This is a genomic window from Alicyclobacillus hesperidum subsp. aegles (assembly GCF_027923525.1).
GTDB classification, from domain to species: domain Bacteria; phylum Bacillota; class Bacilli; order Alicyclobacillales; family Alicyclobacillaceae; genus Alicyclobacillus; species Alicyclobacillus aegles.
Genome location: NZ_BSBJ01000006.1, coordinates 102237 through 125399 on the forward strand (window position 1 = coordinate 102237; position 23163 = coordinate 125399).

General features: G+C 54.7%; 30 protein-coding genes. 29 read left to right on the plus strand and 1 reads right to left on the minus strand.

The genetic code is table 11. The features are described 5' to 3' along the window. The first annotated feature begins 10 nt into the window (after window positions 1-10). Both gcvPA and gcvPB read left to right on the plus strand, forming a co-directional pair. Complete coding sequence (gene gcvPA / locus QMF38_RS05010) at window positions 11-1366, plus strand: aminomethyl-transferring glycine dehydrogenase subunit GcvPA (RefSeq protein ID WP_058094530.1); 1356 nt, start codon at window positions 11-13, stop codon at window positions 1364-1366. After that, window positions 1363-2841, plus strand: coding sequence for an aminomethyl-transferring glycine dehydrogenase subunit GcvPB (gene gcvPB / locus QMF38_RS05015; RefSeq protein WP_058094529.1), 1479 nt, complete (start codon window positions 1363-1365; stop codon window positions 2839-2841). The genes gcvPA and gcvPB overlap by 4 nt, the downstream gene beginning before the upstream one ends. Here gcvPB and QMF38_RS05020 read toward each other — a convergent pair. Beyond that, window positions 2797-3381 carry a histidine phosphatase family protein gene (locus QMF38_RS05020; RefSeq protein ID WP_058094528.1) on the minus strand — a complete coding sequence of 195 codons (585 nt, stop codon included), beginning with the start codon at window positions 3379-3381 and terminating at the stop codon, window positions 2797-2799. The two genes, gcvPB and QMF38_RS05020, sit on opposite strands and share 45 nt — an antisense overlap. Before the next feature lie 107 nt (window positions 3382-3488). Here QMF38_RS05020 and QMF38_RS05025 point away from each other — a divergent pair, with 107 nt between their 5' ends. The 27 genes from QMF38_RS05025 (at window position 3489) to QMF38_RS05155 (ending at window position 23161) form a co-directional block, all read left to right on the plus strand. After that, window positions 3489-3929: a type II 3-dehydroquinate dehydratase gene (locus QMF38_RS05025; RefSeq protein WP_040289239.1), complete on the plus strand. Its 441-nt coding sequence runs from the start codon at window positions 3489-3491 to the stop codon at window positions 3927-3929. 31 nt (window positions 3930-3960) lie between these two features. Then, entirely contained in the window at window positions 3961-4518 is a 558-nt protein-coding gene (efp, locus tag QMF38_RS05030) for an elongation factor P (RefSeq protein WP_006446662.1), read from the plus strand. 135 nt (window positions 4519-4653) lie between these two features. Then, entirely contained in the window at window positions 4654-4935 is a 282-nt protein-coding gene (locus QMF38_RS05035; RefSeq protein WP_006446661.1) for a YqhV family protein, read from the plus strand. A gap of 258 nt (window positions 4936-5193) precedes the next feature. After that, a complete protein-coding gene (gene spoIIIAA, locus QMF38_RS05040) occupies window positions 5194-6186 on the plus strand; it encodes a stage III sporulation protein AA (protein WP_058094527.1) in 993 nt (330 codons plus the stop codon). A gap of 13 nt (window positions 6187-6199) precedes the next feature. Further along, window positions 6200-6715, plus strand: a complete 516-nt coding sequence (locus QMF38_RS05045) for a hypothetical protein (RefSeq protein WP_058094526.1) — start codon at window positions 6200-6202, stop codon at window positions 6713-6715. Window positions 6716-6766: 51 nt separating this feature from the next. Further along, entirely contained in the window at window positions 6767-6970 is a 204-nt protein-coding gene (gene spoIIIAC, locus QMF38_RS05050) for a stage III sporulation protein AC (protein ID WP_040289238.1), read from the plus strand. Window positions 6971-6979: 9 nt separating this feature from the next. After that, complete coding sequence (gene spoIIIAD, locus QMF38_RS05055; protein WP_006446656.1) at window positions 6980-7366, plus strand: stage III sporulation protein AD; 387 nt, start codon at window positions 6980-6982, stop codon at window positions 7364-7366. A gap of 15 nt (window positions 7367-7381) precedes the next feature. Beyond that, entirely contained in the window at window positions 7382-8605 is a 1224-nt protein-coding gene (gene spoIIIAE, locus QMF38_RS05060) for a stage III sporulation protein AE (RefSeq protein ID WP_232302230.1), read from the plus strand. Further along, window positions 8602-9138: a stage III sporulation protein AF gene (locus QMF38_RS05065; protein WP_058094525.1), complete on the plus strand. Its 537-nt coding sequence runs from the start codon at window positions 8602-8604 to the stop codon at window positions 9136-9138. The genes spoIIIAE and QMF38_RS05065 overlap by 4 nt, the downstream gene beginning before the upstream one ends. Continuing rightward, the gene (locus tag QMF38_RS05070; RefSeq protein ID WP_281758833.1) at window positions 9135-9596 is read left to right on the plus strand and encodes a hypothetical protein; all 462 of its coding nucleotides are present in this window, start codon (window positions 9135-9137) and stop codon (window positions 9594-9596) included. Before QMF38_RS05065 ends, QMF38_RS05070 begins: the two co-directional genes overlap by 4 nt. 25 nt (window positions 9597-9621) lie before the next feature. Next, window positions 9622-10200 carry a SpoIIIAH-like family protein gene (locus QMF38_RS05075; RefSeq protein ID WP_281758834.1) on the plus strand — a complete coding sequence of 193 codons (579 nt, stop codon included), beginning with the start codon at window positions 9622-9624 and terminating at the stop codon, window positions 10198-10200. A gap of 134 nt (window positions 10201-10334) precedes the next feature. Further along, window positions 10335-10811, plus strand: a complete 477-nt coding sequence (accB, locus tag QMF38_RS05080) for an acetyl-CoA carboxylase biotin carboxyl carrier protein (RefSeq protein WP_281758835.1) — start codon at window positions 10335-10337, stop codon at window positions 10809-10811. A 65-nt stretch (window positions 10812-10876) separates the two neighbouring features. Next, a complete protein-coding gene (accC, locus tag QMF38_RS05085; RefSeq protein WP_281758836.1) occupies window positions 10877-12220 on the plus strand; it encodes an acetyl-CoA carboxylase biotin carboxylase subunit in 1344 nt (447 codons plus the stop codon). 52 nt (window positions 12221-12272) lie between these two features. Next, on the plus strand, window positions 12273-12704 hold the full coding sequence (locus QMF38_RS05090; protein ID WP_040289235.1) for an Asp23/Gls24 family envelope stress response protein: 432 nt from the start codon (window positions 12273-12275) through the stop codon (window positions 12702-12704). 17 nt (window positions 12705-12721) lie between these two features. Then, a complete protein-coding gene (amaP, locus tag QMF38_RS05095; protein ID WP_058094520.1) occupies window positions 12722-13267 on the plus strand; it encodes an alkaline shock response membrane anchor protein AmaP in 546 nt (181 codons plus the stop codon). Continuing rightward, on the plus strand, window positions 13264-13494 hold the full coding sequence (locus QMF38_RS05100) for a DUF2273 domain-containing protein (RefSeq protein WP_281758837.1): 231 nt from the start codon (window positions 13264-13266) through the stop codon (window positions 13492-13494). The genes amaP and QMF38_RS05100 overlap by 4 nt, the downstream gene beginning before the upstream one ends. A 5-nt stretch (window positions 13495-13499) precedes the next feature. Next, window positions 13500-13970, plus strand: a complete 471-nt coding sequence (gene nusB, locus QMF38_RS05105; protein ID WP_281758838.1) for a transcription antitermination factor NusB — start codon at window positions 13500-13502, stop codon at window positions 13968-13970. After that, window positions 13954-14949 (plus strand): peptidase M22, encoded by a 996-nt coding sequence (locus QMF38_RS05110; RefSeq protein ID WP_281758839.1) that lies wholly within the window; start codon window positions 13954-13956, stop codon window positions 14947-14949. The genes nusB and QMF38_RS05110 overlap by 17 nt, the downstream gene beginning before the upstream one ends. A gap of 167 nt (window positions 14950-15116) precedes the next feature. Beyond that, entirely contained in the window at window positions 15117-16082 is a 966-nt protein-coding gene (locus QMF38_RS05115) for an NAD(P)/FAD-dependent oxidoreductase (protein ID WP_058094641.1), read from the plus strand. 100 nt (window positions 16083-16182) lie between these two features. Beyond that, complete coding sequence (locus QMF38_RS05120; RefSeq protein WP_281758840.1) at window positions 16183-17049, plus strand: bifunctional 5,10-methylenetetrahydrofolate dehydrogenase/5,10-methenyltetrahydrofolate cyclohydrolase; 867 nt, start codon at window positions 16183-16185, stop codon at window positions 17047-17049. Further along, window positions 17042-18445, plus strand: coding sequence for an exodeoxyribonuclease VII large subunit (xseA, locus tag QMF38_RS05125; RefSeq protein WP_281758841.1), 1404 nt, complete (start codon window positions 17042-17044; stop codon window positions 18443-18445). The genes QMF38_RS05120 and xseA overlap by 8 nt, the downstream gene beginning before the upstream one ends. Then, entirely contained in the window at window positions 18399-18647 is a 249-nt protein-coding gene (gene xseB / locus QMF38_RS05130) for an exodeoxyribonuclease VII small subunit (RefSeq protein ID WP_281758842.1), read from the plus strand. Before xseA ends, xseB begins: the two co-directional genes overlap by 47 nt. Window positions 18648-18652: 5 nt before the next feature. Continuing rightward, window positions 18653-19528, plus strand: a complete 876-nt coding sequence (locus QMF38_RS05135; protein ID WP_058094640.1) for a polyprenyl synthetase family protein — start codon at window positions 18653-18655, stop codon at window positions 19526-19528. 788 nt (window positions 19529-20316) lie between these two features. Next, window positions 20317-20901 (plus strand): CNNM metal transporter family protein, encoded by a 585-nt coding sequence (locus tag QMF38_RS05140; protein ID WP_281758843.1) that lies wholly within the window; start codon window positions 20317-20319, stop codon window positions 20899-20901. Between the two features lie 19 nt (window positions 20902-20920). After that, the gene (locus QMF38_RS05145) at window positions 20921-21751 is read left to right on the plus strand and encodes a TlyA family RNA methyltransferase (protein ID WP_281758844.1); all 831 of its coding nucleotides are present in this window, start codon (window positions 20921-20923) and stop codon (window positions 21749-21751) included. A gap of 41 nt (window positions 21752-21792) precedes the next feature. Beyond that, window positions 21793-22293, plus strand: a complete 501-nt coding sequence (locus tag QMF38_RS05150) for a hypothetical protein (RefSeq protein ID WP_281758845.1) — start codon at window positions 21793-21795, stop codon at window positions 22291-22293. A 16-nt stretch (window positions 22294-22309) separates the two neighbouring features. After that, the gene (locus QMF38_RS05155; protein WP_281758846.1) at window positions 22310-23161 is read left to right on the plus strand and encodes an NAD(+)/NADH kinase; all 852 of its coding nucleotides are present in this window, start codon (window positions 22310-22312) and stop codon (window positions 23159-23161) included. The last annotated feature ends 2 nt before the right edge of the window (window positions 23162-23163 follow it).

A 23163-nucleotide genomic window follows, 5' to 3' on the forward strand; every position in this document is an offset into this window, starting at 1 on the left:
AGTTTGTGTCTTGAATCGATTCGGGTATATTCCCCACACGCGAGAGGATCGCGAGGAAATGCTTGCTGCACTTGGCCTAGACAGCACGGAGGCGCTGTTTGCCGACATTCCAGATTCGCTTCGCTTGCAGCAGCCGCTTGCGATTCCGCCGGCGATGTCAGAACTGGCGCTGGCGCGGCATCTTGAGCGCTTGGCAGGGCGCAATCAGCACTTGGGTGAATTGGTCAGTTTCCTTGGGGCAGGTGCGTACGAACATTATCAGCCAAGCGTCGTCGATGCCATAGTCAGTCGATCTGAATTCTACACCTCGTACACACCATACCAACCGGAGATGAGTCAAGGATTGCTTCAGGCAATCTTTGAATATCAAACGATGATCGCCGAATGGACAGGCATGGATTTGGCGAACGCAAGCATGTACGATGGCCCAACCGCGTTTGCGGAAGCGGGTTTGGTGGCATGCGCTCACACGCGGCGCAATCGCCTGTTGATTGCGGATAACGTCCATCCTGAATATCGCCGTGTGCTGGAGACGTACGCATCCGGACAAGGTGTTGAAGTTGTCTATTTGCCGGCTGATGGTGGACAAATCGAGATGGCGACATATGAAGGCCTTTGTGACGAGACTGTGGCTGGTGTCATGATTCAATATCCAAACTTCTTCGGCGCCGTCGAAGACGTGCGGTCGATTGCCGAAAAGGCGCACGGTGCTGGTGCACTCCTAATCGTCAACACGTACCCTATCGCCCTTGGATTATTGGAGGCTCCAGGCAACTTGGGAGCCGACATTGTCGTCGCAGAAGGACAGTCCCTGGGTAACAGCTTGGCCTATGGCGGCCCGTATCTCGGGATCATGGCTGTGAAGGCACCCTTGATGCGCCGTATTCCAGGGCGCGTCGTCGGGCAAACGACAGACGCTGACGGGCGACGTGGCTTTGTTTTGACGTTGCAGGCGCGCGAACAGCATATTCGCAGAGAAAAAGCGACATCCAATATTTGCTCCAATCAATCGCTGTGCGCACTTGCGGCCACGGTGTTTATGTCGTACATGGGCAAGGCGGGCATGCAGGAACTTGCACAACAAAATTTTCATAAGGCCCATTACTTGCGCGATCGCCTGCTTGCCATCGATGGCGTAAAACCCTTGTTCTCGACGCCGTTCTTCAACGAGTTTGCTCTACAGTTGCCAAAGTCCGTCGCGGACGTACAGGCTGCGATGCTGGAGGCAGGATATCTGTTTGGTTACGACTTGTCGCGAGATTATCCACAATATGGGGATAGTGTGTTGCTTACAGTGACAGAGATGCGTACTCGCGAAGAAATGGACGAAATGGTGCAAAGACTTAAGGAGGTGCTCGCGTCGTGACCATTCAGCGCGATGGGCAGGAACCTTTAATTTTTGAATGGAGCCGTCCGGGTCGGCGTGCTTACACGCTCCCTGAACTCGATGTGCCAGAAAGTGGAACGGAAGAGCTTGCCCCGTTTTTGCGTAGTGAGCCGGCGAACTTGCCCGAAGTCAGCGAGTTGGACGTCGTGCGTCACTACACGGCCTTGTCGCAAAAAAATCATGGCGTGGACAGCGGCTTTTATCCGCTTGGCTCCTGTACGATGAAATATAATCCAAAGCGCAATGAGCGAGCGGCACGCCTAGATGGCTTCGCTCGCATCCATCCGCTTGCGCCAACTCAGACGGTGCAAGGGGCGCTTCAGTTGATGTACGAGTTGCAGAACGACCTCGCGGCTATCACAGGTATGGATGCTGTGAGTTTACAGCCTGCAGCAGGGGCACACGGCGAGTGGACCGGCCTGATGATGATTCGCGAGTATCATCGTCGCCGTGGTGACGTGGGTCGCGATAAGGTCATCGTGCCAGACTCTGCGCATGGCACCAACCCGGCGAGCGTCAGTATGGCAGGTTTGCGCGTGATCACGGTTCCGTCGCGGGCGGATGGACGTGTCGATCTCGACGTTCTGCGCAGGACGGTTGGCCCTGATACCGCCGCCTTGATGCTCACCAATCCGAGCACTTTGGGCCTGTTTGAGTCGGATATCTTGGAAATTGCGAACATCGTTCACGAGGCTGGCGGTTTGTTGTACTACGACGGGGCCAATATGAATGCCATTTTGGGATATGCCCGACCGGGAGACATGGGGTTTGATGTGGTTCACCTGAATTTGCATAAAACCTTCTCGACACCGCATGGTGGTGGGGGACCGGGGGCAGGACCTGTTGGTGTGAAGCAGTTCTTGGAACCCTACTTGCCAAAGCCCGTTATTGTTCGATACAACAACCGTTACGATTGGAATTGGGATCGACCTTTGTCCATCGGCAAGGTCAAAGGCTTTTTCGGCAACTTTGGGATCTTGGTGCGCGCGTACGCGTATATACGAACGCTTGGACCGGACGGGCTCAAGATGGTTTCCGAGTCGGCGGTGCTCGCGGCAAATTATTTGCTCAGCCAATTGTCCGACGTCTATGAAGCGCCTTTTGCTGGTCCGTGTAAGCATGAATTTGTGTTATCGGGTGCGCGTCAAAAGCAGCAAGGCGTGCGCACTTTGGATCTCGCCAAGCGGCTTATTGACTTCGGCATTCATCCGCCGACCATTTACTTCCCTCTTATTGTCGACGAGTGTTTGATGATCGAGCCGACAGAGTGTGAAAGCAAAGAGACGCTTGACCAATTCATTGCGGCCATGCGCCAAGTCGCAGAGGAGGCGGCGACCGATCCGGAGTTGGTGAAGTCCGCGCCTCACCGAACGATCGTCGGCCGCCTCGACGAGGTGACGGCAGCGCGCTCACCGGTGTTGAGATATCAGTTCCATCGCGGATCCGCCGTCTAAGTGAGGTGTTTCGTTGACGCCTAGGATGTCAAAGCCATTCGCGCGCGCGCGCAGCCGAGTGATACTCGTGTTCGCGATGGGCGGATGGCTATGTCCTAACCAATTGAGTATGGATCGAATGACACCGCCGTGGGTAGCAATGAGAATGCGACCTTCGGCGTGTCGATTCGCAATGTCTTGTAGGCACTGTGTAACGCGAGCCTGCAACGCTTCTGGTGGTTCGCGATCCGGCGCACCATTGGGGAACCTGCGGTCGCTTTCTTGCCGCAGCAAGCCTTCGGCTTGGCCAAATCGATGTTCGCGCAAGCAACTGAGCGGGGTAATCGGAGCGCCCACCGCATCGGCGACAATGCGCGCGGTATCCAGCGCCCTCGTTAAATCGCTTGCGTAAATATGTGTAAATGAGATGGACCTAAGGCATTGCGCCAGTTGGGATGCCTGTTGCCGACCTTTGGCATTGAGCGGAACGTCGGTCCATCCTTGAACGCGGCCCTCGGCATTCCAGTCGGTCTCGCCGTGGCGAACGAGCCAGATTTCCATGAGCTTTCCTCCTTCGCGAGACCAGTATAGCAAGGTTTTGTAGGCCTGTGATACAATGATGGCGGTTTTCGCGCTGGAAGGGTTGGGACACAAGGGAGGATACGCCAATGACGGAGCCATATCTGCTGCTGGTGAACGGACCAAACCTAAATCGTCTTGGGGTCCGCAAACCGGAAACCTACGGCAGCCGGACCTTGGCGGATGTCGTGCAAATGGTTCGCGATACGGCGGCATCATACGGTTATGGCGTTGTCGATAAACAGTCGAACCACGAGGGTGAACTGATCGATTTTCTGCAGTCCTATGGCCCAAACGCCCACGGAATTATCATCAATCCAGGAGCGTTTGGGCACTATAGCTACGCCTTGCGAGACTGCTTGGAGGATATCGATCGCCCAACCATCGAAGTGCATATCTCGAACGTGCATCGACGGGAGGCGTTTCGACACCATCTCGTGTTGAGCGATGTGGTCCGCGGCCAGGTTGTTGGCCTAGGGACAGAAGGGTATCGCTACGCGACGCTCGCTCTTTGTCAGCCGAGGCCGTGATTTTGCCTATTGATGTGGAGGTTACCAACATATGATCTCAAGTAATGATTTTCGGACGGGTACCACAATTGAATACGACGGTGCCATTTGGCGCGTGATCGAATTTATGCACGTCAAACCCGGTAAGGGCGCGGCTTTTGTACGCACCAAGTTGAAAAACGTCAAAACGGGTGCCGTCAAGGAACAGACGTTCCGGGCTGGTGAAAAGGTGCCGCGTGCTCACATCGAGACGCGTGAGATGCAGTATCTCTACAACGATGGTGAGAATTACACCTTCATGGATACGGAGACGTATGAGCAAATCAACATCAGCCGGGCGCAGCTCGAGTATGAACTCAACTTTTTGAAAGAGAACATGAATTGCTACATTGTCCTGTATCAAGGAGAGACCATCGGCATTGACTTGCCGAACACCGTCGAGCTGGAAGTCGTCGAGACTGAGCCTGGTATTCGCGGTGATACGGCGACGGGGGGAAGTAAACCGGCAACCGTCGAAACGGGATATACACTACAAGTTCCGTTCTTTGTGAACGTTGGCGATAGGTTGATCATCGACACGCGTTCAGGCGAATATGTATCACGTGCGTAATCGAAACGTTATAAGCCGCATGCAGGAGGCACGGGTCTTCTCATGCGGCTCTTTTGTTTGTCTTTTTATTGTTGTCCAGCACAGACATGCTTGCAGGATCCCGCGCATATGTACAGGCAAAGGAGGCATGTTTACATGTTTGGCAACTTGGGCGATATCGAAAAATGGGTCTATCCGATGGCCGCTCTGCGTTTCTTGTCCGGTCTTTGCGAGTTGACCGGCTGTTTCGCCATGCTCTGGTATGGCACGGTCGGACGTGCCCTGCAAGTGAATGGGCTGCTGGCCCTCGTGGGGCCTGTCATTCTCGTATCCGTGACTGCGCTCGGGCTGACCGGGCTCGCGGGCGAGGTGAGACTGTGGCGCATGGCCCTCGTCGTTATTGGAGTGGGTTTGGTTTTGTACGGCTCGCGTCCTTGAATCACCTCGCGGCAAGCAGGTCTGACGGTCATGCTTTCTTTTTGAGCAAGCTGAAAACGAGCGCCATCAACAAGACGAAAATAATCAGAAACACGACAATCCATCGGATCATGATTGAGACATCCACGGCGCTACCTCCCCAACCTTCTCCCTTTAGTCAATGCAAGTGAGCGGTAAACCGTTCGTATTTCCGGCGATTGTTCGCATATGCTTGTACCCCTGTCCATATATATTGCAGTAGATGGGAGGTGGACAACGATGTCGATCCCGCCGCCATTCCGACCTCAGGAAACGGGTGGCTGGAATCAGGCCCTTGCTGTGCTTCCGGTCGATCTTCAGCGCTTACTTCTTGCTCTCGACGACACAATTTTGGCTGAACTCGAGGAAGTTCGCCTGCGGGTTGGCCAGCCAATCGAATTACGGTTTGGCACAAATAGTCAGTACCTGAAACAAGGCGGTGGACTCACGCTGATGCCGCCAGCTGCTGCCGTGCTGTCGCAAGCCGCACTCGAGCACGTCATGCAGCAAGTTACACAGTTTTCTCTGTACGCGGTCGAAGAGGAGTTGCGCAAGGGGTTCATTACGCTGCCTGGCGGCCATCGCATCGGCGTTGCCGGCCGTATCGTCACAGATGGCGGACACATTCGCTCCATTCGCAGCATCTCATCGCTCAATATTCGCATCGCTCGCGCCTATCCAGGGATGGCGACACCCCTGCGGCCGTGGTTGGCGGATCGCGGAGATGGGCACCCGTTGTCGACCCTGGTGATTTCACCGCCGCAGTGCGGGAAAACGACGCTGGTTCGCGACATGGCTCGCCAGTGGAGCGAAAATCTTGTCACACGGCGCAGGTCTCCCAGCAAAGTCGTCATCATCGACGAACGTTCAGAAATTGCAGGCATGTTCGAAGGGCGTCCACAGTTTGCCCTCGGCCCGCGGACCGACGTCTTGGACGGGTGCCCGAAAGCCGAAGGGCTACTCATGGCGATTCGCAGCCTCTCGCCCGATATTGTCGTCACCGACGAAATTGGCAAGCAAGGAGACGTCGAGGCCATACTCGAGGCGGCCAATGCGGGGGTTGCGGTCATCACGACCGCTCACGCCTCTTCCCTGGCCGGCTGGCGCAGACGACCACACATGGAAGAACTGTTTCAAGCGCACGCGTTTGCACGCTATATCATTCTCAGCCGGCGGCGCGGCCCCGGTACAATCGAGTGCGTGCTGGACGGCGACGGCCGTTCGTTGACTTGAGGGGGCGCATCGCGTGTTGAAACTAGTTGGGTCCGTGATCATCGTCTTTGCGACCACGCTCATTGGGTTTCGCATGGCACATGCGTATCGGGAGCGCCCACGCGAACTGCGCCGTCTTTTACAAGCGGTGCAACAACTGCAAGCGGAAGTGGAGTATCATGCCAAACCCTTACCACGAGCCCTTATCGACGTCGGTCAGAATAGTGGAGGCGCGTGTGGCAAGTGGTTTGTTACGGCTGCGAAACACCTGCAGGAAGACGGACGTAGTGTCGCCGAATCGTTTGCCGCCGCAGCACAGAGCATCGCGTCGGAAAGTGCGTATCGATCGTCCGATTTCGATCCGTTGGATGGCGTGGCAGCATCCTTGGCCACGATGGATGCGCTGCACTTACATGGACAGTTTCAGCTTGCGGCACAGGCGCTTGAACAGGCCGAGGTACAGGCGCGGGAAGAGGCTGAGCGAAGTGCTCGCCTTTGGCAATATCTTGGTGTCCTCGCCGGAGTTCTGCTTGTCATTCTGCTCTATTGATATTGTTTGGAGGAACTTGGCCTGTGGATGGGGAGATGGGGGGGCGACGCGGTGTCACCGGAGATTCGGGACATCTTTCGAATTTTTGCAGTAGGCTTTATCGCAGCCATTTTTCACACCGTGCTTAAGCAAAGCGGCAAAGAGGATTTTGCGCACTGGGCGACGTTGGCTGGCCTTGTTGCTGTATTTGCCATCGTCATTGGCTACGTCGATCACTTGTATCATGAAATTACCAGTGTATTCTTGCTGCAGTAGGTGAGGCCAATGCACATCTTCCAATTGGTTGGCATTGGCTTAACCGCCACGGTGCTAGCGACCATTTTGCGGCAACATTCGCCGCAGTTTGCGACACTTATCAGCATCTTTGCTGGCGCTGTCTTGCTGTGGATGGTCGTTCACTCGTTGACCGGTGTGGTGCAGGAGTTACGCGGCATGGCGACGGATGCCAAGATAAGCCAGACGTTTTTGACTACCGTTCTCAAAATTATTGGCATCGCCTATATCGTTGAATTTGCGGCGCAGGTGGCCAGGGATGCGGGGGAGTCAGCGCTTGGCGGGCGGATTGAACTGGCGGGCAAAGTGGGGATTGTGGTACTTGCGCTTCCGATTTTCACGGATGTCGTGCAGACCATCGTACACTTGTTGCCGTGAGAAGGAGGGAGCGGGGTGCGGCGGATCGTCGTCATGATGTGCGCGTGCGTCGTGTGCTGTTTTCTGGCGCTGATCGTTCCAGTGAACATTGCCTTTGCGGACACGACAGCCCCCTCCTTGACCCAGGCGGAAGCTCAGGCACAAAGCGCCATACAACAGGCGGCGCAGACGCAACTGGATCACTTGCCGACCCAGACGATCGACGAATACTGGCAGGATCTATTAAATGAGTACGGTGGTTACTTGCCGAATCTGTCTGGGCCAGGTCTGGTGAAATCGATCCTGCACAATGGCCCGCCTAATTTCGCCTCTGTGACACACGGTCTCTTACGTTATTTTTTTCAGGAACTAGTCGATGACGCAGGGCTCTTGGGTAGCATTCTCATCCTGTGTGTTGCGGGCGCCGTGTTAAAGACCTTGCAAACGTCGTTCGAGCAGGAGTCCATCAGCGAATTGGCCGATATGGTCGTGTGTTTTGTGCTCATCGCACTGGTCGCCCACTCGCTCATTGAGACGATTGGTGCAGCGCGCCATGCGATTGAAACCATGAATCATTTCATGCTTGCAACCGTGCCGCTCACCGTGACACTGCTGGCTGCGTCTGGCTCGCTTGCATCCGCCGCTTTCTTCCAACCGATGCTGTTATTTACCGTTCACTTCGTCAGCAACTTGGTGTTTTACGTGGTCTTCCCGTTGATCTTTTTTGCCGCTGTTCTCGATCTGACGAGTGCCCTATCGGTTCGCTACACCTTATCTCGCTTGGCGGGATTGATCCGAACCGTCAGTGTCGCTGTACTCAGCTTTGGATTGGCTGTGTTCATTGGCATATCAACCGTACAAGGTGCTGGTAAAGGCATCGTTGACGGTGTTGTGCTTAGAACGATGAAACTTGGGGTAAGTACATTCGTACCAGTGGTGGGCAAAGCGATTTCGGACGCGGCCGAGACGGTATTGAGTGCCTCGCTATTGGTGAAGAACGCGGTTGGCGTGGCAGGGTTAGTGATCATCACGCTCATCGCCGTCTTCCCGGCGTTAAAGATTCTCGCAGTGGCGACGATGTACGGCGGTAGCGCTGCCTTAATGCAACCCCTTGGCGAGACACCCATCGTCGCCTGTCTGGGTGCCTTAGGCAAGACCATGGTACTTGTCTTTGCCTGTGTCGCGGGCGTCGCGCTGATGTTTTTCTTCGCTATTTGCATTCTCCTCGCATCGGCGAATCTGGCGGTGATGACCGCGTGACCGCGCTAGGGGAATGGCTGAAACAAATCGTGGCAATTGCCATGTTGGCTGGGATTGCCGAAATGTTACTTCCGACAAGGGCGCTTGTGAAATACGTTCGGAGCGTACTGGGCGTTGCGATGATCGCCTCCATGCTGAGCCCTTTGGTGCCGATGCTGCGATCCAATTGGCCATCGCAGTTGGCTACCCAGGCTTCCGCAGCCTTGTTTGGTAACACGTTGGCGACGCAAGCCACGAATGTGGCCGATGGATCCGCTGCGGCTCGTGGGTATGCCGCCACACTCAATCAGGAGGAGAGCCTGGATGCGGACAAATATCTGGCACAGGAAGCAAAGGCGGCTTTACCGGAGAATTTGACGAAGTATGTGACAAATGTGCAAGTAGAAAACGCGATGAATCCTGCGAAGCTCAGCGTTACCGTGGCAATCAAAGCAAACGGGACACCCTGGAGCGGCGAGATCGGGCAGACAATCGCTGAAGCACTTGGCGTTGAATCGGATCAGGTGCTTGTCGTGGACGATGGAGGGCGATGAGGTTGGATTGGCAACAGCTTTGGAAACAAAAATGGTTGCTTTTCGTAGCTGCCGTCGGTGTGCTCATGCTGGTTGTCGGATCGATGGTGCAAGCGCATCCAGCGAACACTTCAAGCGCTCTTCCGGTTTCAACGTCTACCTCGTTCACCAATGCATTGAGTCCTGCAAATACGTCCGATCCCTTGCCAGCGGCACCGATCGAGCGGCATTACGACGACGAACTCGATGCGATACTCGCCAAGATACAAGGGGTGCGCGCGGTCAATGTGATGGTCGTACTGACTAATCAAGGCAACCTCGCCGGCAGCGGCAGCACCGGGGTTGGTGTCGCCGGAGTGCTGGTCACGGTCGCTGCGGATAATTTTTTTACGGCCAAAACCGAAATCGTGGACGCAATTACGAATGTGTTGGACGTGCCTGCATATAAGATTAGTGTGGAACCTCAAAAGGGAGACTAGACGCTAGATTAGGAGGATGTATAGCATGGTAAAGCGGCAAACAGTGTGGTTGTCTACGATGATGGTACTATCGCTGATGCTCATCGGGTACTACACCATGAATAATCAAGCAAGTCCGACGACGACAACCCCGACAACCTCGAACACGACCACGGTCGTAACGACTCCAGATACGGGGAATAGCGCTCAGACTCAGTCGGGGGACAACCAACCCAACAACAGTTCCAGTGAGACGGGTATGACTTCGACGGGCAACTGGTATAACTCGTTGCAGACATTGGTCAATAACCAAATCAGTCAGCGCATCAGCAATTATCAGTCGGTGATTGCCAATAACAATGCGTCACAATCCCAAATTGCAGAGGCACAAAAGGCCCTCGGCAATGAAGAATCTCTGTACAACAGCCTCCAACAGGCGACACAGGCGGTCCTGGCAGAAGGCTATGCAAACGCAGTAATTGAGCCGGACAAGGATCAGAAGACCTTTACAGTCTACGTTCAGGCTAAAGACATTTCGCGGGCAGATGCAGTCAAAATCATGAATGTCGTCAGTCAGCAACTCGACGTATCCATTCTGAACATCTCTGTTAAGCCCCATGCGTAAAGCGTGCTTGTGCGCCGCCAGCATCGAAAGCCGATGCGGCGGCTGTTTTCATCTTCAGGGAACCTAGAGGTACGGTCAAAGCTATGGTATACTTGGACGAGCATTTACGAGATATGGATCGGGGAGAGAACAAATTGCTGAAATTGGAAGACATCCACGAGCTGATTCGTCTTTTGGATGAAAGTAGTTTAAGTGAAATCAATATTGAATTTGAAGATGGAAAGCTGCAACTCAAAAAGGCGGCACCGGAGGCTGTTGCGTACATGCCAGTACAGTCCGCGCCGACCCTGGCTGCTCCGGCTGCGCCGGCGCCGACCCCCGCCGCCACGCAGGCGACTCACTCGCAAGCACAGGAACTGCAAAGTGCAGATGTTCACGTGATTGCGTCGCCGATGGTCGGCACATTTTATCGCGCTCCGTCGCCTGAGTCGGCGCCTTTCGTCGAAGTGGGCTCACAAGTGACGAGCAAGACCGTCGTCTGCATTATCGAGGCGATGAAGCTGATGAATGAGATCGAGGCGGAAGTGTCTGGAGAAGTCATAGAGGTTTTGGCCGAGAACGGTCAACTGGTTGAGTATGGGCAACCGCTCTTCAAAGTTCGCCGTGCCTGAGGACTTACCGTAGGAGGCATGGACCGTTCTACATCATTTGAGATTTCGACAAGGGGCAACGCGGTATGTTTAAACGTGTACTTGTAGCTAATCGGGGCGAGATCGCCGTCCGGGTCATTCGCGCTTGCCGCGAGTTGGGGATCGAGACGGTTGCCGTCTATTCGACGGCAGATCAGGACGCTTTGCACGTTCGTCTCGCCGACGAGGCGTACTGCATTGGGCCTGCGGCGCCAAAACTTAGCTATCTACATATTCCAAGTTTAATTTCTGTGGCGACGTTGCGCGGAGTGGACGCTGTACACCCGGGGTATGGCTTTTTATCGGAAAACAGCGATTTTGCTGAGGCATGCGAAGCGTGCGGCATCACGTTTATCGGGCCAAGTCCGAAGGCCATCGAACAGATGGGTGACAAGTCGGCAGCGAAAGAAACCATGCGCAAGGCTGGGGTGCCAACGGTTCCTGGAAGTGATGGGCTTGTGGAAAGCCTACAGGAAGCGTTGGATATCGCAAATGCAATAGGCTATCCGCTGATTATCAAGGCGACGGCTGGCGGCGGTGGTCGCGGCATCCGCGTGGTGCGCGATGAACAAGCCCTGCGGCAGGCGGTCGATGCGGCTCGTCGCGAGGCGGAGGCGTCGTTTGGCAACGGTGGCATCTATATTGAGAAGTACATTGAGCGCATGCGGCATGTTGAGATTCAAATCTTGGCGGACCGTCACGGGAATGTGATCCACCTTGGAGAGCGAGATTGTTCGGTGCAACGCCGTCTGCAGAAATTGGTTGAGGAGTCTCCTTGTCCTGTGTTGAGCGATGAAGTGCGCGAACGAATGGGGCAGGCTGCGGTTGCGGCTGCGCGTGCGGTCGACTATGTAGGGGCAGGCACCATTGAGTTTATTTATACCGACGATGGCGATTTTTATTTCATGGAAATGAACACGCGTATTCAGGTTGAGCATCCAGTCACCGAATGGGTTACCGGTGTCGATCTCGTTCGCGAAATGATTCTCGCGGCTTCCGGCGAGCCGTTGTCGGTGCGCCAGGAGGACATCAGACTTCGTGGACATGCAATCGAGTGTCGAATTAATGCTGAAGATCCATTGCGGCAATTCGCACCGTCTCCCGGAACCATCACTACGTATCTACCCCCGTCGGGACCTGGTGTTCGTGTCGATTCAGCATGCTATCAAGGCTATACAATCCCGCCATTTTACGATTCAATGGTGGCAAAGCTCATCGTTTGGGCGCCCACGCGCGAACAAGCGATTGCTCGGATGCTCGCGGCTTTGGACGAGTATGAAATCGATGGCGTTCGTACAACCATTCCGTTTCACATCGCCCTGATGCAGAACGAGAAGTTTCGCAGTGCGGATGTGACGACTCGCTTTTTGGAGGAGAATCACATACTTTAGGCGAAGCTTGTCATAGGATGAAGGGACAACGATAATCAGGAGTGTGATAAGCGTGGCTGACATGGAGTACGAACTGACAGATCGAGGTTCCGTCCATATTGCAGACGAAGTGGTGCAAATCATTGCTGGCGTTGCGACAAGCGAGGTTGAGGGCGTCGCGGGCATGAGCGGTTCGTTTGCGGGCGGTTTGACGGAATCGTTGACAGGTCGTAAGAATCTGTCGAAGGGCGTGAAAGTTCAGTTCGTGGAAAACGAACGGGCATGTACGATTGACGTCTCGGTTTCGCTCCGGTTTGGTGTAAACATTCCTGATACAGGGTATCAAATACAAGAGCGGGTCAAAGCGGCGGTGGAAGGGATGACCGGTCTAAAGGTCGTCGCGGTTCACGTTCACGTCGTAGGTGTCGCGTTTCAATCGGACGGAGACGCAAAAACGGCCGATGCGGATCAAATTCTTAGTACTGAGCGAAGTCCGGGCCTCTGACCCGTTGGGGGGATAGCATGAGCCTGTTGGATCGTTTGTTGTTGTTTTTGTTCTCCGTAATCGGTTTGGTTGTTGGCGTGGTGCTGGCCTTGGTCGGCGCCAACGTGATCTCCGTCACGTGGGTGAGTACGGAGTTATTGACCGTGCCCTATAACATGGTGGCAATTGTCGTCGGAGCCGTGGCAGCCCTTTTGTCGCTCCGTTTTTTGTTTTATCGACTATCGCGTATGCAGACGGCGGAGTACGTTGCGCTGACGGGGGATCATGGCCAAATCCGGATTTCTTATGATACCTTGCGCCAACTCGCCAATCGTCGGGGGTCGCAACTAAAAGGTGCGGAGTCGTTTGACTCGCGAATTCGCCAGGGGCAGGAGGGAATCCTGATTCTGGTGCGGATGCAGGTGTTGCCTGACGTCGATATTGCGCAGTTGAGCCGGGATGCGCAGACAGCCGTGAAAGAATATGTCGAGCGGGCGACGGGCGTCGTGGTCGAGCGCGTACTCGTGCATGTGACGGAGTTGGCTGCCGGTGCGCGTTCAGGTAAGGCGTGGAGCGGCGTATGAACGCGTTGCGTCGCGCGATTGCGGCATTTCGGGCTTGGCCCCGGCGCTATCACGGCCTGCTCGTAGGGGTTGTGCTTTGGATTTTGTGGCTTCTGTTCGGTTTCTGGCGCACGCTGTTGCTGGCGGTACTCGCTGCAATTGGTTACATGGTTGGTCGCGTGCTCGAAGAGAATCAATCATGGCGCGAACTTTTGGATAAACTACTTTCAGATCGATATACGGAGTGACTTGCTTGACTCGACATGAAGCTAGAGAGTGTGCCTTGCAGGCTTTGTATCAAATTGACCTGAGCGATAGCGGCGTGATCGACGCCGTTTCGTTTGTTTTGGAGGACAAGTCCTATACAGACGCCGATGTGGACTATATGACGAGGCTTGTACGAGGCGTCATGGAGCACTTGGATGAGATCGATGGCGTTCTTGCCGGAAGTATGGACCGTTGGTCGCCGGAGCGGATCGGGCGCGTGGAGAGAAACGTGTTGCGGCTCGCTGTGTTTGAGTTGATGCATGAGCCAGAGATTCCGATGGCAAGTGCTATCAATGAGGCAGTTCGCTTAGCGAAAAGGTACGCGACGGAGCAGTCAGGGAAGTTTGTCAATGGTGTTCTTGCGAAAGTGTTGCCGACCATTGCGCGAGAACGTGATGTACCTGTGCAAGAGGTTTCTGATGTGGAGGTCGAACCGGTAGATGGCGAGCCGTCGTAAAGTAGCGTGCGTGCTTGGCATCGATACGAGCAACTATACGACATCTTTGTGTGCTATCGATGCCCAGGATGGAAAAATGCTCGCCGAAGCCAGAACGCTTTTACGTGTCGCGAATGGCGCGAAGGGTCTGCGCCAGTCCGAAGCCGTATTTCAACACGTGCAAAATCTGCCCAAAATGATGGCGTCCTTGCAGGATCAACTCACTCGTGACGGGATAGAGCCGCGTTTTGTGCATGTTGCAGCCAGTGTGCGGCCGCGACCCTGGGCGACTTCCTACATGCCAGCCTTTCACGCAGGTGCTTCTTTTGGGCTTACCATTGCCCAGATGCTTTCCATTCCCATGACACGCACGTCCCATCAGGAAGGTCACCTGGCGGCGGCCGAATATTTTGAGCCAATGCCACCAACTCCATTCGTAGCTATCCATATTTCTGGTGGAACGTGTGATGTCATGGTTGCCAAGCGTACCCCCTTTGGCTATCAAATTGTCCGAGTCGGCGAAGGGGCGGATCTACATGTGGGACAGTTTGTCGATCGCGTCGGCGTGGCCCTCGGATTGCCTTTCCCAGCCGGTCCACATCTTGAGGCGTTGAGTCGAGTTGATCTTCAGTCGACCGAGCAACTCGAGTTGCCGGCACCTGTGCGCGGTGCCAGAATGAGTTTTTCCGGGCCGTTGACGAAGGCGCTCACGGCCATTGAGCAGGGAGTACCCGGTCCAGTCGTAGCTCGCGCTGTGCAGTCGTGTATTGCTCGCGCACTTACCAAATCCGTCGAATATGTGATACGGACACATCGCGATCCACTCGATCATGTACTCATCGCTGGAGGAGTCGCCGCAAACCAAGAGATTCAACGAGAGGTCGCCGCTCGGCTGGGGAGGCGTTTGCGGAACGTGCATATCGCGTTTGCGCCGGCTCTCTTTGCGCGCGACAATGCGCTTGGGGTAGCGCAAATCGGATATTGGCGAATTCATGCATAAAAAACCGGGTAAACAAGTTGGCAAAGACCGAATTGTCGACAAAACACATAGGTTTTCGTAGTCTTTTTTTTCTGTCTCTTGTATAATGAGCGCAAGTGTGTTTTTACGTTGACTAAGGAGGTTTCACGTTGTCAAATCAGGCTTTCGTCCAAGAAAACGTCACAGACATGCTGATCATCGGCGGCGGTCCAACCGGACTGTTTGCGGCATTTTATTGCGGTATGCGCAATTGTTCATGCAAAATTATCGATAGCCTGCCGGAACTGGGTGGGCAGTTGGCTACGTTGTATCCTGAAAAATTTATTTACGATGTCGCTGGATTTCCGAAAATTCGCGCTCGTCAACTTGTCGATCAACTGATTGAACAAGCGATGGAGCGCAATCCGGGTATCCACCTAAACGAGTCGGTTCAAACCCTCGTTCGTCGTGAAGATGGTTTGTTCGAACTGCACACGGACAAATCTGTGCATATCGGTCGTGCGGTCATCATTTGCGCAGGTATTGGTGCTTTTTCACCAAGGCCTCTGCCGGCTCCGACAGCTAAGGATTTTGAGGGCCGTGGCGTTGCCTATTATATTGATAAAGTCGAAAACTACCGCGGCAAAAACGTGCTGGTCATTGGTGGCGGCGACTCTGCGGTGGATTACGCGCTAATGCTCGAAGAAGTAGCCGCCTCTGTCACGTTGATTCACCGCCGGGATCAGTTTCGCGCACACGAAGAAAGTGTGCGGCAGCTTTACGAGTCGCGCATCCAGATTAAGACGTTCTACGAACTGTCCGACGTGCAAGGCGGCAACTGGGTAGAGCGCGCGGTAATTGTGAATAACCAGACGAAGCAGACAGAGACCATCGAAGTTGATGCGATTGTCAGCGGCCTCGGATTTACCGCTTCGCTCGGACCGATTAAAGAGTGGGGGCTTGAAATCGAGAAGAACGACATCGTCGTCAATTCGAAAATGGAGACAAACATTCCGGGTGTATACGCGGCCGGCGATGTGGTCACCTATCCTGGTAAACTGAAGCTCATCGCGACTGGCTTTGGAGAAGCACCGACGGCAGTCAACAATGCCAAGACGTTTATCGACCCGCAGGCCAAGTTGTTCCCGGGTCACAGCACAAGCATGAGTCGCTAAAACGAGAGTGGGCTGTCTTGCTCGAATGCGTGATCGGGTGAGACGGCCCCTGCTCGTTTCCGAAATTGTACATGTCAGGTGTCGGATGGAGGTGTGACATGTGACGCAAATCATCGATGGTAAACAGGTCGCAGCTGAAGTGAAGCGAGATGTGGGAGAACGCGTACGACGCTTGCGCGAGCAAGGCGTTGTGCCTGGTTTAACGCTTGTCCTCGTCGGGGATGATGCAGCTTCGGCCTCATATGTGCGCAGCAAACGCAAATTGGCCATGGATTTGGGACTGCATGCAGTGATTCGCGAATTGCCCGGCGATGTAAAAGAATCCGAGTTGCTTCGGCTCATTGGGCAGCTGAACGAGGATGACAGCGTGGATGCCATTCTCGTTCAACTGCCGTTGCCTCCGCATTTGAACGCGGATCGCGTGCTGGAGGCCATTGCGCCGGAAAAGGACGTCGACGGTCTGCACCCGGCCAATCTTGGACTGACCAGCCGGGGCGCCCCGTCGGTTTGGCCTTGTACGGCAGCAGGCATTGCGCGGCTCTTGGATTCCACGGGTGTACCCATTGCGGGTCAAACGGCGGTCGTCGTCGGTCGTAGTCGGTTGGTTGGCTGGCCCACAGCGCAATGGCTATTGTCGCGTGGTGCCACCGTGGTACAATGCCATCGTCAGACCGTTAACTTGCCAACCTACACGAGACAAGCAGATATACTTGTCGTGGCTGCAGGTGCACCGCATCTCATCGGTAAAGAGCATGTAAAACCAGGAGCGACCGTGATTGATGTTGGGATGAATCGCGTCGATGGCCGCTTAATTGGCGATGTCGACTTTGCGCAAGTCGCGCCTCTGGTCAGTGCCATCACGCCGGTCCCGGGCGGCGTCGGACCGATGACGGTAGCCATGCTCGTCGCCAATGCGGTTTCCCTCTGCGAGCAGAGGCGTGGAATGAGGGGGGACGTTGATGAGTGAAGCAGCGCGATCGCCCTCGTCAGCGACGGTTTTTACGGTTACTGAGCTCAACCTGCGAATTAAGCGCCGGATTGAGACGGACCCAACTTTTGCACAGTGTTACGTGGCAGGGGAAATTTCTAATTTCAAACACCATTCTAGCGGCCATATGTACTTTACTTTAAAGGACGAAACCAGCCGCATTCGAGCCGTGATGTTTGCCGGAAGGAACCGTAGGTTGCGATTTAAGCCGGAAGATGGCATGCGAGTCATCGCACTGGGCACGGTCAGCGTTTTCGATCGCGATGGTCAGTATCAGTTGTATGTGGACGATTTGCAGCCTGATGGCATCGGGGCGTTATATGTTCGGTTTGAGCAATTAAGGAATCAACTGCAAGCGGAAGGCTTATTCGCCGCCGAGCGAAAGCGGAAGCTACCAGCATATCCTAAGCGGATCGGCGTTGTAACTTCCGCAACGGGTGCAGTGATACGCGATATTTGTACGACACTGGAGCGCCGCTATCCGCTGGCCCGTGTGATTTTGGCACCAGCCCAGGTCCAGGGCGTTACCGCGGCCCGTACGATTGTCGCGGCTTTAGAACGACTATGGCAGTTGTCGGAGCCGGTAGATGTCATCATCGTGGGGCGCGGCGGTGGATCGCTCGAAGAACTCTGGCCATTCAATGAAGAAGAGGTGGCTCGTGCCGTCGCTCGGTCTCCAGTTCCGATTGTCTCCGCGGTCGGGCATGAAACGGATGTCACCATTTGCGACTATGTCGCAGATGTCCGCGCGGCGACACCGACCGCGGCGGCGGAGTTGGTGGCGCCGCACCGACGAGATTTACAGTTGCAACTGTCGCAGGCGTTGGCGCGTTCGCAGGCAGCCGTTGCGTCAAAGGTACAGTTGTATCGCAGAACGTTGCAACAGTTCGAAAATCGACCGCTGTTTCGCTTCCCCGATCGTCTGCTGATGCCTCAGCGCCAGGCCGTTGACTTTTTGGAAGGCAGGCTGCGCGAGTCGTTTCGGCGCCCGACGGTGCAAGCGCGGCGGCGCCTCGACGAGCTTGAACGCCGCCTGCATCGGGTCGATTTGCGACATGGTGTTGGGGCGTCTCGCCATCGCATTGAGCGTTTGGAAAGTCGACTAGGCGAGGTTTTGCGGGCGCGCATCGCGCGGTCACAGGCCGATCTCGACAGAACAATTGCGGCTCTTGAGGCGTTAAATCCTTTGGCGGTCTTGCGGCGCGGCTATAGTTTGGTACTCGATGAAGCCGGTCGTCAGGTGCTGGCGAGCGTCGAACAACTGGCGCCGGGCAGAGACATTCAAATCCAGGTAGCCGATGGAATCGTCCAAGCGGAGGTGAAACGGCATGGTAGAAAACGGGAACGAAACGAGCAAATCAGACTTGACATTTGAACAAGCGATGCAAAGACTTGAAGAAATCGTACGCAAGTTGGAGGCCGGCGATTTGCCGCTCGACGCATCGATAAGCGCGTACGAGGAATCGATGCGATTGGTTGCCTTCTGCCGTGAACAGTTAGACAAAGCGGAGTTCCAGTTGGAGCAGCTTACCCTCGATGCGGTGGAAGAAACACCTGCAGGCGAGGAAAGGGCGTGATCGACATGGGGTCCTATTTGGAATCCTGCAAGACAGAGTTACAAGCATATTTGCAAGGTCTTCTTCACACGGACGGTCTGGCGACGCGTTTGTATGAAGCGATGAATTACAGTTTGATGGCAGATGGCAAGCGTCTCCGCCCGGCGTTACTGATGGCGACGGCGCAGACGTTTGGCGTGGAACGCCAACGTGTGTTGCCGGCAGCGGCGGCTTTGGAGATGATACACTGCTATTCGTTGATTCACGACGATTTGCCTTGTATGGACGACGACAGTTTGCGACGTGGACAGCCAACCAACCATGTGGTATTCGGCGAGGCCATGGCATTGCTCGCAGGCGATGGGTTACTCACTGAAGCGTTTGCCCTATTGGCCAGGCCGATACCAGAAGTTCCTGCTGAGCGACAGTTGCGTATGATTCAAATCCTGGCTTCGCGTGCGGGAGCAGACGGTATGGTCGGAGGACAGGCGGTCGACGTCGAGCGAACCGGTGGGCAGGGGACGTTAACGGACGTTCAGTTTATTCATCTTCACAAGACTGCGCGCTTGATTCAGGCTGCAGTGGAAATCGGAAGTTTGTTTCCCGATTTGGATGCAAAAGCACAGGAAGCCCTGTCGACCTATGGAGAGGCTTTGGGACTCGCGTTTCAAATGGTTGACGATGTGTTGGATGTCGTGGGTTCAACTTCCGAATTGGGCAAGACTGCCGGCAAGGACGAGGCGGAAGGCAAGCTGACCTATCCGCGGTTCATAGGAATTGAGGAAACCCGTCGCCTTGCTGAGGAGACCATCGCCCGCGGGCAAGAAGCATTGAACAGGTGTGGGATTCATTCTCCGTACTTAGGGGAACTACAATCGCTTGTACTCGTTCGATCCCATTGACACTGTGAAACGCCAACAGTTGCCGTCTCATCTCAGATTTGCGTAACACTCCAGAAGACGACTACAGGTATTGGCCTTATGATGTGATATAATACAAACACGTAAAGTCGCTTTCGGTCTACGACAAGTGCTTGCGAATGTCATTGGGTGGCGCAGTATTCTAGTCAGCCGTCCGCGCCTGAAGGCGGGGCTAAAAATCCGTCAAAGGGCACATCGATGAAGTTCCTGGTGTTGGCTTGGGGCGCCCAGCCCTGGGCTTATGCTGGGAGTTAAGAAAGTTGGGTAGCCCGCAATGGCATGCGGAGACTAACCCAGCTTTCGCGGAGGCCCAAGTGCGTAGCTCGCAATCCATGGGAAGGGTTATGGCTTGGGGTATGAACCTGCATGCGGAGGCAATCTGTGTGCAGTGTAGCCTGCCTTGAAGTGGTGCTGAAGGATCCCAGGAATTCAGGCGGCGTCCCGCGGCCACGGAGATGCCGCCGGTGCTGGGTGAAATCCGTACTGCAAAAGAGGCTAGGGCGCGTTCGCGGCTGTTGCGGAAAACGCCTAGACTGTTCGCTACAAGGCGAGGTTTTCTGAGGATTATAGTGTGGACTAAGTGGTAATCCAGTCTGACAGTCGGTGACGCTGTCAAGGTGTTCATAATGGGAAACCACCGTGACGGCGACGTCTCGGTGAACGCTTGGGAAAACCTACTGGACCTAAGCCACAGCGTTTACTCAGGAAACTGCCACCCTTTGATTTTCATTACATAAGTGCGTGAGAACCCAGCTTTAAGCGAGGTTTCGATGAAGAAGAACGATTCGAGGTCAGCCAATTTCAAATTTGTTTGGACTATCGCCGCACTGACTTTGCCCATCAGTGCGGTTTTCGATACATCTACGATCTTTTTAAATCAGACGAGTTGGTATATCGGAGCCGTGATCGTACTGCTCATCGTTTGTATCGGCGCCTTGTTCGACATGCTTGGTATGGCGGCAGCTGCGGCGCGGGAGACGCCGTTCCACGCGATGGCATCTAAGCGGGTTTACGGTGCCCGTCGTGCCATCGCCATTGTACGCAACGCAGAAAAAGTTTCGAGCGTCTGCAGTGATGTGATTGGCGATATCGCGGGCGTTTTGAGCGGGGCTGGCGCACTGGCTGTCAGCGTGCAGGTATTACTTGCTGTGCACGCTCAGGGGTGGGCGCAGGAAGCGTGGAAAATTGGAATTACGGCTGTCATTACTGCGCTGACGGTCGGAGGCAAGGCCGTGGGAAAGACCGTGGCTATTCACTCACCGACGCCAATTATCCTATTTGCCGCACGTGTGTGGGAGACAGTCGCTCTTGTCGGGCGCAATCCGGCTCGGCTGCGGCGGACAAATCGGACGTGAGGCAAGAAAGGAAGACAGCATGACCAAGGTTCGGTTGGACGTCTTTTTACATGAACGGGGTGACTTTCCAAGCCGCGAGGCGGCGCGCCGGGCTGTGATGGCCGGTCTTGTCGATGTCGATGGCGTGCGTGTCGAAAAGCCGGGGACGCAAATTAACCCGGAACGGCAGGTTACGGTGAAGCGGCCACCGCATCAATTTGTGTCGCGCGGTGGGTTGAAGCTGGAACGGGCGTTGACGACATTTGGCATACCTGTGGTGGATCGCGTCGCTATCGATGTTGGAGCCTCGACGGGTGGCTTCACAGATTGTCTCTTGCAGCACGGGGCGCGCTTGGTTTATGCAGTCGACGTCGGATATGGGCAATTGGCGTGGTCGTTGCGCCAAGACGATCGCGTCCGCGTGATGGAGCGATTCAATTTTCGCCATGCCGATCCAGCGTTATTCGATCCGACTCCAGATTTGGCTGTGATGGACGTCTCGTTCATCTCGACGAAATTGCTATTTCCGAAGTTAGCAGAGGTGTGTAATCCTGTTTCTGACATTGTCAGTCTGATTAAGCCACAATTTGAAGCAGGCAGGGGGAGAGTCGGCAAGGGTGGTATTGTCCGAGACAAACAGGTTCATCTCGACGTGTTGTTGGACATGCTGGATCATGTCACAACACTCGGCTGGTCCTGCTGGGGGCTCGATTACTCGCCAATTTCAGGTGGCGACGGAAATATTGAATTTCTTGCATGGTGGAGAATGTTTCCGAATCCAGAGCAAACCGCTACATGGAGATCGCGCTGTTCTGACCTCGTCGATTCTGCATGGCACGCTGTAGGAGGCGACGGAAGGGAGCCAGGGTGACCAGCCATAAATCTGAGTGACGGTTGGGAGTTGGCTGTCACATGCTGACGGGCTTGGCTTTGCTGGCGGCGTGTATCTGTGTGGGTATCGTCATTCGCTCCTTATGTCGCGAATGGCTCTATCGCGATCGCGAAGTTGGTGTCGATGGCCTGAAATCGGTTGCGCGCAAGTGGCTTGAAGAGAACGGGTACGATATTCTGCGGATCGAAGGCAAGGCGGAATACGTTGGTTGGGTTGACGATTCACAATGGAGTTATTCCATGAGCGCCGACTTCATTGCGCGTAAAAACGGACGCGAGTATGCTGTGTTTGTAACGCTTGAGAAGGTACCAGAAACTGAAGTGAATGATCGATATTTTCCTCTTGCCGTGATTCTTGGTATCCACGGTGTGCTCTTTGTCGATGTGTTGCACGAGCGAATTCAGCGTGCCGAATTTTCGATTGCCAAACCGCGGCGTCAACTAATGCGACAATGGCTGCACAATCTGGCTTGGCTTAGTGGTGGCGCTCTTGTCGTGTTCGCTTGGCTTCACCGCATGTAGGGATGGGGGAGGACATTTGCGCCAAATTGCTCTCTTGTATAATCCGCAGAAGGCAGAAGCTTGTTCGGTTCGCAATGATGTCACGGAGCAATTGGAACGAGCCGGCATTGGCGTGATCGACGTCTCGGTCGCTCACGACACAGACATTATTGCGAGTAACTCGCAGGTCAAGACAGCGGAATTGGCTATTGTTCTTGGCGGCGACGGAACACTGCTCGGGGTTGCGCGTCAGCTTGCACCATATCACATTCCACTACTTGGCATCAATGTAGGCCATCTAGGATTTCTTACGGAATCTGAACCTTCCCAACTAGAGCCGGCTATTCGTCGCATCGTCGCCGGAGATTACCATTTAGAAAACCGTTTAATGCTTGAAGCCTTTGTGTATCGCGATCTCAAAGAAGTCGCGAAATTCACGGCGCTCAATGATGCGGGCATCGGCAAGGGATCGTTTGCGCGCATGGTGACTCTTGACGTTTACGTCGACGATGTATATGTGGATACGTACACGGGGGATGGTGTCATCATATCGACACCTACCGGGTCCACAGCCTATTCTCTGTCCTGTGGCGGACCGATTGTAAGTCCGCACTTACAAGTGATGCTCGTTACCCCAGTTTGTCCGCATACACTGTTTTCCCGCCCGTGTGTTATCGATTCGTCGTCTGTCGTCCGTCTCACCGTACATGCGCGACATCGCGACGTGGCACTCGCCGTCGACGGGCAAGAGGGTATTTTGTTGCAAGAGGGCGATGAAGTGTTGATCCGACAGGCGCCGTACGATACGACGCTGGTTCGATGGCCGGATCGCGAATTTTTTGATGTACTGCGAAACAAGCTCCACAATGATCCGTCCTCTGGTATGTGAGG

What these genes read in the sequence shown, in the direction of transcription:
- spoIIIAD (WP_006446656.1), top strand. Translation starts at nt 6,980, where the DNA reads ATGCACATCTTCCAATTGGTTGGCATTGGCTTAACCGCCACGGTGCTA.
- QMF38_RS05100 (WP_281758837.1), top strand. Translation starts at nt 13,264, where the DNA reads ATGAACGCGTTGCGTCGCGCGATTGCGGCATTTCGGGCTTGGCCCCGG.
- amaP (WP_058094520.1), top strand. Translation starts at nt 12,722, where the DNA reads ATGAGCCTGTTGGATCGTTTGTTGTTGTTTTTGTTCTCCGTAATCGGT.
- accC (WP_281758836.1), top strand. Translation starts at nt 10,877, where the DNA reads ATGTTTAAACGTGTACTTGTAGCTAATCGGGGCGAGATCGCCGTCCGG.
- xseA (WP_281758841.1), top strand. Translation starts at nt 17,042, where the DNA reads ATGAGTGAAGCAGCGCGATCGCCCTCGTCAGCGACGGTTTTTACGGTT.
- QMF38_RS05070 (WP_281758833.1), top strand. Translation starts at nt 9,135, where the DNA reads ATGAGGTTGGATTGGCAACAGCTTTGGAAACAAAAATGGTTGCTTTTC.
- QMF38_RS05145 (WP_281758844.1), top strand. Translation starts at nt 20,921, where the DNA reads ATGACCAAGGTTCGGTTGGACGTCTTTTTACATGAACGGGGTGACTTT.
- efp (WP_006446662.1), top strand. Translation starts at nt 3,961, where the DNA reads ATGATCTCAAGTAATGATTTTCGGACGGGTACCACAATTGAATACGAC.
- spoIIIAA (WP_058094527.1), top strand. Translation starts at nt 5,194, where the DNA reads ATGTCGATCCCGCCGCCATTCCGACCTCAGGAAACGGGTGGCTGGAAT.
- QMF38_RS05020 (WP_058094528.1), bottom strand. Translation starts at nt 3,381, where the DNA reads ATGGAAATCTGGCTCGTTCGCCACGGCGAGACCGACTGGAATGCCGAG.
- QMF38_RS05035 (WP_006446661.1), top strand. Translation starts at nt 4,654, where the DNA reads ATGTTTGGCAACTTGGGCGATATCGAAAAATGGGTCTATCCGATGGCC.
- QMF38_RS05075 (WP_281758834.1), top strand. Translation starts at nt 9,622, where the DNA reads ATGGTAAAGCGGCAAACAGTGTGGTTGTCTACGATGATGGTACTATCG.
- QMF38_RS05115 (WP_058094641.1), top strand. Translation starts at nt 15,117, where the DNA reads ATGCTGATCATCGGCGGCGGTCCAACCGGACTGTTTGCGGCATTTTAT.
- xseB (WP_281758842.1), top strand. Translation starts at nt 18,399, where the DNA reads ATGGTAGAAAACGGGAACGAAACGAGCAAATCAGACTTGACATTTGAA.
- QMF38_RS05135 (WP_058094640.1), top strand. Translation starts at nt 18,653, where the DNA reads ATGGGGTCCTATTTGGAATCCTGCAAGACAGAGTTACAAGCATATTTG.
- QMF38_RS05110 (WP_281758839.1), top strand. Translation starts at nt 13,954, where the DNA reads ATGGCGAGCCGTCGTAAAGTAGCGTGCGTGCTTGGCATCGATACGAGC.
- QMF38_RS05150 (WP_281758845.1), top strand. Translation starts at nt 21,793, where the DNA reads ATGCTGACGGGCTTGGCTTTGCTGGCGGCGTGTATCTGTGTGGGTATC.
- QMF38_RS05140 (WP_281758843.1), top strand. Translation starts at nt 20,317, where the DNA reads ATGAAGAAGAACGATTCGAGGTCAGCCAATTTCAAATTTGTTTGGACT.
- QMF38_RS05025 (WP_040289239.1), top strand. Translation starts at nt 3,489, where the DNA reads ATGACGGAGCCATATCTGCTGCTGGTGAACGGACCAAACCTAAATCGT.